Annotated in this window: 7 protein-coding genes; 1 reads left to right on the top strand and 6 read right to left on the bottom strand. The window is 43.0% G+C overall.

Going from position 1 to position 7,015, the window contains the following annotated elements; all coding sequences use genetic code 11:
- Positions 1-213: 213 nt before the first annotated feature.
- From JK188_RS15670 to JK188_RS15695, 6 genes are all read right to left on the bottom strand, one after another.
- Positions 214-996: a sulfite exporter TauE/SafE family protein gene (locus tag JK188_RS15670; protein ID WP_132496240.1), complete on the bottom strand. Its 783-nt coding sequence runs from the start codon at positions 994-996 to the stop codon at positions 214-216.
- A 6-nt stretch (positions 997-1,002) separates the two neighbouring features.
- Positions 1,003-1,845, bottom strand: coding sequence for a MurR/RpiR family transcriptional regulator (locus JK188_RS15675; RefSeq protein WP_036954098.1), 843 nt, complete (start codon positions 1,843-1,845; stop codon positions 1,003-1,005).
- Between the two features lie 15 nt (positions 1,846-1,860).
- The gene (locus JK188_RS15680; protein ID WP_211886532.1) at positions 1,861-3,225 is read right to left on the bottom strand and encodes a PTS transporter subunit EIIC; all 1,365 of its coding nucleotides are present in this window, start codon (positions 3,223-3,225) and stop codon (positions 1,861-1,863) included.
- A gap of 53 nt (positions 3,226-3,278) precedes the next feature.
- Complete coding sequence (gene murQ, locus JK188_RS15685; RefSeq protein WP_211886534.1) at positions 3,279-4,199, bottom strand: N-acetylmuramic acid 6-phosphate etherase; 921 nt, start codon at positions 4,197-4,199, stop codon at positions 3,279-3,281.
- 187 nt (positions 4,200-4,386) lie between these two features.
- Complete coding sequence (locus tag JK188_RS15690; protein WP_249215462.1) at positions 4,387-5,079, bottom strand: carbohydrate-binding family 9-like protein; 693 nt, start codon at positions 5,077-5,079, stop codon at positions 4,387-4,389.
- 192 nt (positions 5,080-5,271) lie between these two features.
- Positions 5,272-6,183 carry a LysR family transcriptional regulator gene (locus JK188_RS15695; protein ID WP_211886538.1) on the bottom strand — a complete coding sequence of 304 codons (912 nt, stop codon included), beginning with the start codon at positions 6,181-6,183 and terminating at the stop codon, positions 5,272-5,274.
- 103 nt (positions 6,184-6,286) lie between these two features.
- Between JK188_RS15695 and JK188_RS15700 the strand changes: the two genes are divergently transcribed.
- Positions 6,287-6,886, top strand: coding sequence for an FMN-dependent NADH-azoreductase (locus tag JK188_RS15700; RefSeq protein ID WP_211886540.1), 600 nt, complete (start codon positions 6,287-6,289; stop codon positions 6,884-6,886).
- Positions 6,887-7,015 lie beyond the last annotated feature (129 nt).

Genomic DNA, 7,015 nt, shown 5'->3' on the forward strand with positions numbered 1-7,015 from the left:
TTATTATAGTCCAACATTTTATTAATGATAATATTTTTTCAATTAAGAGAACAAGAAATCAATTATATTTATAAATTTATTAAAAATTGATTTTCTTTTTTAGATGGGAATTAAATAGAAACCAATGTTGATAGTTTAAATATAACGATATTTAAACTATCAACTTCAGATAAATGAAATAAAGTAGACGAGCAAGAAAAAATCATTTCACCTTTATGGCATAATCACTTTCCATGTCATCATCACCGCACTGCATAAAATCAGCAATAACGTAATATATTGGAAAGTTCGCTCAGATAATTTCACCAGCAAATATTTCGCTAGCGGCATCACTAACAGTGCCCCTACACATAAAATTAATGCCAGTTTTAAATCCGTGTGACCATCTTGCGCATAAGCCAGCGCCGAAGAGCCTGATAACACCGTCGTCACCACAATTGATGTGCCAATGGCTTGCTTAATATTTAAATCCATATAACGCAATAACATGGGTAGAACAACCACTCCGCCGCCAACCCCAGTTGCGCCTAATACAATTCCCGCCAATACCGCCGGGATCGCCATCGCTTTCAATTGGTTTTCTTTCACAGCAACTTTTTTACGCGGATTAGCAAAAAACATCCGTTGAATAAATAAATACAATGAAAAAATAATGGCGGCAGAGACCAATACATTAATGCCCCACTCCACCTGTTTTTCATAAGCAGGGATACTGCCTAGCCACGTCACAAACAAGCTGGATAAAAACGTACTTGGCAACATAATCGCCAAGACAATCAGCGCTCCTTTTAAGGGAATATTGCCTAGCCGAAAATGCATGTATGACGAAGAGACCTTCATCAACATAGAGAGAAAGTTGGCCGTTGCCACTGCGGCTAAGGCGTTAAGCCCAAAAAAATAAGTCAGTATGGGTAAAACAATCACACCACCGCCCACACCGGTTGTGCTTATAATCAAGCCAATCAGTGCGCCGATGGCTAACTCTGTGACAATCATGGTGGTTTATCCTGCCTGAGTAACGGCTTGTCGACCTTTTTGCAATGCGATGTCTGCATCTTCATTGGCAAGGGTTAAATATTTGAAAAATAGCGTATCGAATATCACCATCTGCAACACTTGAGGTGTGATCACCCCCAGCTGAGAGTGTTGTTCATCATAGTAATATGGCAGCGTTAAATCCGCGAGACGCGCTGCGTCATCTTGCCCAAAGCGCGTTAAAGCAATCGTCGTGCAGCCATTTTCATGCGCCGACTTCAGCATTCGGTTAACTTCTGGCGTATTTCCCCTTGCCGTCACGGCGATGGCGAGATCCCCTTCACCTAAATTTGCCGAATAGCTCAACTGCACATGCAAGTCAGGACTAAATAACGCCGATTTATTAACGCGAATAAGCTTATGGAAAATATCATTCGCTACAATCGCGGACGAGCCAATACCAAATAGCACAATGCGCTTGGCTTCAACTAATTTTTGCGCGACGGCATCAACCGCGGCGGGCTCTAGCAGCTCTAAGGATTTTTCAATGGCACTAATAAATAACTGCCCAGATTTAGCGATAATCTGAGCCGTATCATCGTTACGGCTCAGATTGCCATACAAACTTTCCGCTTTGTGTTGCTTCTCATCAGATAAATAATCGACTTTGAATTCAGGATAGCCACGATAGCCCATTTGCCTTGCAAAACGAATGACGGATGCGCTGCTCACGCCAGCCTCACGAGCCAATTCAGCGGCATTCATTGCCACAAGGCTATCGCGATATTCCAGCAAAAACTTTGCAATACGCTGCTCTGTGCCTTTGCCTCTCGTCAATAAGCTTTCCAATTTTACTGTCAGTGCTGACATGGCTATACCTTCTTATTATTTTTCTGGATCGTTGAAGCCTATTATCATACTGGCAATGAAACCGACAATCCATGCGCCTGCTACCGCAATCAGAAAATCCAGAATCTGCCCATCACCCACCAGCGGAATTAAGGATAAACCCGCGGTACCAAATGGAATGATAATACCCACATGGAAGAACGCCATCAGCGCACCGCCCGCGGCCCCACCGATACAGCCTGCAATAAACGGTTTACCCAGCGGTAAGGAAACCCCGAACAGTAATGGCTCACCCACACCGAAGATACCGACGGGTAATGCCCCTACTAAGGTTTTCTTTAAACGCTGATTCTTGGTTTTCAGGAACACCCAGAAACATGACCCCACTTGCCCCATTCCGCCCATGGCTAAGATCGGGAATAAATAGTTCAAACCAAAAGTTTGTAGAATTTCCGCATGAATTGGGATCAAACCTTGGTGCAGACCTGTCAATAATAAGAATAGGAAGCTGCCACCTAAGATGCCGCCCGTTGCTACTGCCCCGCCACCACTACTCAGTAGCGCCACAGAAACCCCTTGTGCCAGCACTTGGTTCAGATAATGACCCGCCGGTTGGAAGACGACTAACGCCACCATTGCAGAGACTAAAATCGTCACAAATGGCGTCACAATCAGATCCAAACTCTCTTTGATGATGCTTCTAAACCACACTTCAAATTTAGAGGAAAACACAACCACCATCAGCACCGCAAAAATCCCGCCACTATTCGGTTGGAGTTTTTCCCCAAATAAGGTGATATCGGCTAAGCCCGGCATCGCTAAAAGCCCTGCCATCACCGCACCTATTGATGTTGATGCGCCTAACTCTTTCGCGGTATTTACCCCAATCATAATGGATAAATAGGTAAATACAGCGCTACCAATCAGCTTTAATAACTTAAACAGCTCAGGGAACTGATCCACCACACCTGGTGCCACTAAACGCACAATATTAATTAGCCCCATAATTAGACCACAACCAATTAACGCAGGAATGGTTGGGACAAAAATTGCGGCTAATGTATTCAGCATACGGCGGATAGAAAACGATTTTTTCTCTGGCGCTGATGGTGTACTTTCATCACTCGCCACGCCGCTGTTTTGCATTCTTTTATTCATCACAGAGAAGACTTTCGCCGCCGTCCCCATGCCCACAATCACTTGCTGTTGTTCACCATTAAAGACAACGCCCTTCACGCCCTCCACTTGCTTGAGAGCATCTGCATCAAATTTACTATTATCTTTTAAAACCAGACGGATACGAGTCATACAGTGGGTTAAGGTACCCACGTTTTCAAACCCGCCCGCATATTTTTCTATTTCTCTGGCGAGCACTTCCAGATGTTCTATCTTATTAGCCATAGGATTTCCCCGGTGTCGACTGAGTTATGACTCTGTTTATGTTATGTTTTACGCTATTCACTGTGACTGTTTAGCATCGAATCCAAACTGGTGTTCGGGTTACACTGAACAATCTCTGTCGCTTGTTGTGCAGTAATATTCAATTCATGCATCAAAATGGCGCGGCGCGGGTGATAATCCACTTGCTTCAATAATGCTGCCGCAGTGTCTACATCAATCCCGCACACTTCCCCAACAATACGTTCAGCACGACGCAGTAATTTAATATTACTCGCCATCACATCGACCATTAAATTGGTATGAATTCGCCCTAAGCGTCCCATGACACAGGTGCTTAGCATGCCTAAAATCATTTTTTGTGCAGTGCCACTTTTCATGCGCGTAGAGCCAGAAAGTACTTCCGCCCCCACATCCGGCGCAATGGCATACTGCGCTAACTCACTGAGCAAACCGTGTCCACGAGTGGTTATCCCCACGGTTAATGCCCCGATTTGATTACCATATTCAATCGCCGCTAAGGTAAATGGCGTTCGTCCACTTGCCGCAATACCAATAATCACATCTTTTTCCGTTGCACCGCGTGCCCGTAGTTCTTCTACCGATGCTTCCGTTGAGTCTTCAATATTTTCAACGGCTTTCAACATAGCCGAATGACCGCCCGCAATAATCGATTGCACCATTTCTGGCGATGTACCAAATGTTGGCGGACACTCTGCGCTGTCTAATACCGCCAGTCGACCACTGGTGCCAGCACCCACATAAAAGATCCGCCCGCCTTGTTTTAAACGATCCGCAATCACATCCACCACATTGGCGAGCTCTGGCAATACCGACTGTAATGCCGTTGCTACCGTGCTATCAGCCTGATTGATCACCGTTAACATCGATAAGGTATCTAAGCGAGAAAACTGCAATGTGTCCTGATTAAGTTCATTGTTCAAACAATCACTAAGCGTATTTTCGGTTACTGACATGGCACACCTCAATTGAAACTATATTTCATTAAAAAATACTATTTATGAATTTTAATTTCAATCCTAATCATAACTAGTTATTCACTTGTGATGATTTACGTGACTGGTCTCACAACAACAACATGAAAAAGTGTGAAAGAACCGGTGGCAACTTTATAAACCGTTTAAGACTGCCACCGGATGAGGACTATTTGACGAGCTTACAACTTCCGAAAGCGGAAGGGATATGGAAGTCTGGCTTCACTGAATCCGGCTTGATCCAGCTGATCCACTTACGCACTTGCTTAGGCTCACCGGCACTAAATTCACCGCGCAGAATGGCGCACATCAAGGTTTTCTTGTCATTATCTTGCCAAAGATTCAACTTGGTGAATTCATCCAGATCGATTTTCCCCGTTAACACATAACCTTCAGGGGTAATTTGCCCGACCGTTTTTAATGTTTCCCAATTCCAGCTTGGATCCACTTCGCGGTAAAAATTGGCTTTCGCATCAAATGTACGCCCTGATGGGTCCATTTCCGCTGTGTAATACGGTTTTAACTCAGGGCTGGTTGCAAAAAATAATTCCACACGGTCTGAGTCCAATACCGCCTGATCTTTATCAGCATCTTTGCCTAGCTGGATATCTTTATCGTCAGCAATAAAGCGAAAATAGAGCGCATTATCGCTCCATAATGCACGGAAATCAGTTTTTGGTGGCGTCTCATTTTCCCACGGATAAGTAAAGTCAGTGAGCACTTCAGCCTGCTCCCAAACCGCTACTTTTTGAGCATCTTCAAGGGAATTAATCTGCGCAGTATGATGAATGGGGTACTCTTTTGCCGCCACGCTGGCGGTCACTAACAAGGTTGTTGCTGCAAATAGGGTGGTTAATTTCATGCCTTGCCTCACTTTATCGGTTTTATAATGTGCGAATAACATCATGGTGTTTTTTATAACGGAATCGTTATGATTGTTTAAGAAATTAAATTTCATAATATATAACGAATATAGAATTAAAATTTCACCAAGAGCAAGGCATGTTCAATAAAAAACCTCACATTGTGAAGAGGCTCACTGTTTATAATTTCGCTATTCTGACCTTAAACTTAAGGCTAACTTTTCACGGATCGCATCGATTACCACTCTTATTTTTAGCGGTAAAAAGGACGTTGCGACCCACACGACAGAAATTGGGTAACGAGCACTTTGATAGCCAGATAAAATCTCAACAAGCTGTCCCGAATGTATTTTTTCTTGTGCCAGCCACTGAGGCAAATACGCAATTCCCGCCCCTTTTATTGTCGCCAGCATAATGGTTTGCATATCATCCATAATCAATTTACTGGTGGGTAAATAGCGGTGCTCTTGCTGAGCTTGGTCATACACTTGCCAAGGCAAAATATGTCCGCCCTGTGTGTAGGCAATAAGCTGATGTTTTTCTAATTCGCAGAGTGCCGTCGGCGTACCATTTGCCGTTAAATAATCAGGTGATGCACAAAAAATCATTTTATGGTGGCCAATTTCATGTGCAATCAATTGGTTTGAATCAGCAAGTTGCCCCACTCGCACTGCAACATGAACCCCTTCTTGCTGTAAATCTACATTCCTGTCATTCAATAACGTCTCAATTTCCAATTTAGGGTAAAGGTTCATTAACTCAATCAGTAGCGGGATAACATATAAGTTTCCCAATAGCCGAGGCGCGGTAATGCAGACTTTCCCTTCGACATTACGCTTGCCACTTTCCAAGAAGTTTGACGCTTCTTGCAGAGAATTCAGCGCATGACTCGCATATTCATACAGCACCATTCCATCATCCGTTAATGCTTGCTGACGGGTGGTTCGCTGAAACAATGCAACGCCTAGGCTATTTTCTAAACGCGAAATACTTTTGCTCACTGCTGAACGAGTTACATGTAGCCGCTCAGATGCCGCGGTAAAATTTCCACTTTCAACCACTGCAATAAAAATAGGTAAACAGTTCAAATCTAACTTGTTCATATTGGTGCTCATTTGGAAACAATATAAGGAAAGAATATCACTCATTGTCAACTTATCAAGCCAGATATACTGGTCACATCCTAAATTGATAAGGAAAAATTCCATGAAAATTTTAGTTATCAAATCCAGTATTAACGGTGCACAATCGCAGACCAACACTTTAATTCAGCAATATCTGGATGAACGTAAAGCCCAAGGCTATCAAGACTGTATTATCGAGCGTGATGTGGCAGAAAACCCATTACCCGTTCTCAATCAAGCCCGTTTCGCAGCATTAAGAGGCGCGGAAATTAGCAACTCTGATTTAAAAAATACCGCTGAACTTTCTGACCAACTTATTGCTGAGCTTAAAGAGAGTGACTTACTGATCCTTGGTGCGCCAATGTACAATCTCAATGTACCAACTGAATTGAAAAATTGGTTTGATTTAGTGGTTCGTGCTAGAGAAACTTTTCGCTATACCGCAACCTACCCACTAGGGTTAGTTGAAAATGTCAAAGCACTGGTATTTAGTGCTCGAGGCGGTATTCATTACGGACAAGAGACCGATGCAATTACCCCTTATTTAAACTCTGTATTAGGGTTAATGGGTATTAAGGATGTTCAGTTTATCTACGCAGAAGGTTTAGATATGAAGCCCGAAGGTTATGAGGCTGGGCTCGCCAATGCTCAACAACAATTAATGCTTCTCATTCATCATTAAGTATCATAATAAAAGAAATCCCCACTCTACATTATTTAATTCGTGGGGATTTTGTTTTCATTAAATTAACTATTAATACTCGCTTACAATTGTTAATTGTCAGCTAATGGACTGTATTAATTAATATTT

Source organism: Providencia sp. JGM181 (assembly GCF_018257375.1).
In the GTDB taxonomy this organism is placed as follows: domain Bacteria; phylum Pseudomonadota; class Gammaproteobacteria; order Enterobacterales; family Enterobacteriaceae; genus Providencia; species Providencia lanzhouensis.

Excerpts from the sequence above, each read along its gene's own strand:
- JK188_RS15670 (WP_132496240.1), bottom strand. The coding sequence starts at position 996 with ATGATTGTCACAGAGTTAGCCATCGGCGCACTGATTGGCTTGATTATA.
- JK188_RS15675 (WP_036954098.1), bottom strand. The coding sequence starts at position 1,845 with ATGTCAGCACTGACAGTAAAATTGGAAAGCTTATTGACGAGAGGCAAA.
- JK188_RS15680 (WP_211886532.1), bottom strand. The coding sequence starts at position 3,225 with ATGGCTAATAAGATAGAACATCTGGAAGTGCTCGCCAGAGAAATAGAA.
- murQ (WP_211886534.1), bottom strand. The coding sequence starts at position 4,199 with ATGTCAGTAACCGAAAATACGCTTAGTGATTGTTTGAACAATGAACTT.
- JK188_RS15690 (WP_249215462.1), bottom strand. The coding sequence starts at position 5,079 with ATGAAATTAACCACCCTATTTGCAGCAACAACCTTGTTAGTGACCGCC.
- JK188_RS15695 (WP_211886538.1), bottom strand. The coding sequence starts at position 6,183 with ATGAACAAGTTAGATTTGAACTGTTTACCTATTTTTATTGCAGTGGTT.
- JK188_RS15700 (WP_211886540.1), top strand. The coding sequence starts at position 6,287 with ATGAAAATTTTAGTTATCAAATCCAGTATTAACGGTGCACAATCGCAG.